The sequence below is a fragment of the Ralstonia sp. VS2407 genome (genome assembly GCF_052950655.1).
Map to the genome: position 1 here is coordinate 1 of NZ_JBRFVG010000311.1, position 449 is coordinate 449.

Here is a 449-nt window from a genome sequence, read left to right on the forward strand (position 1 = left end):
CGGCAATCCCTGCCCGGTCGTCTCGAACGCCTCGGGGCTCGACGGGGAGGCCATGCGGGCGATCGCGGCGCGCTACGGCCACGAATCCGGCTTCGCGCTGCCGGCGGAGGACGAGTCGCACGATCTGCGGTTCCGCTTCTTCGTGCCCAACCACGAGATGGAAATGTGCGCCCACGCGGCGATCGGGACGCTCTGGGTCCTGGCCCGCGAAGGCCGGCTTCCCGCCTCGCCGGTGCGGATCGCGCCCGCCAGCGGGTCGGTGACCGGGTTCGTGACGGCGCGCGGCGCCGGCCGTTGGCAAGTCGCCATCACCCAGCCCTCAGGACGGGTCCGGCCGCTTGCCTCAGACCAGGCCGCGTCAGTGCTGGCCGCGCTCGGAATCGGGCCGGACGCGGTCGCGGACCGACCGATCCACAACGCCGTCACGTCGCGGGTGAAGACTCTTGTGC

Annotated in this window: 1 protein-coding gene; it reads left to right on the plus strand. The window is 72.6% G+C overall.

The window, feature by feature from the left end:
* Nucleotides 1-449, plus strand: a 449-nt coding sequence (locus tag ACU8YE_RS25215; protein WP_446930292.1) for a PhzF family phenazine biosynthesis protein, incomplete at both ends; no start/stop codon positions are given.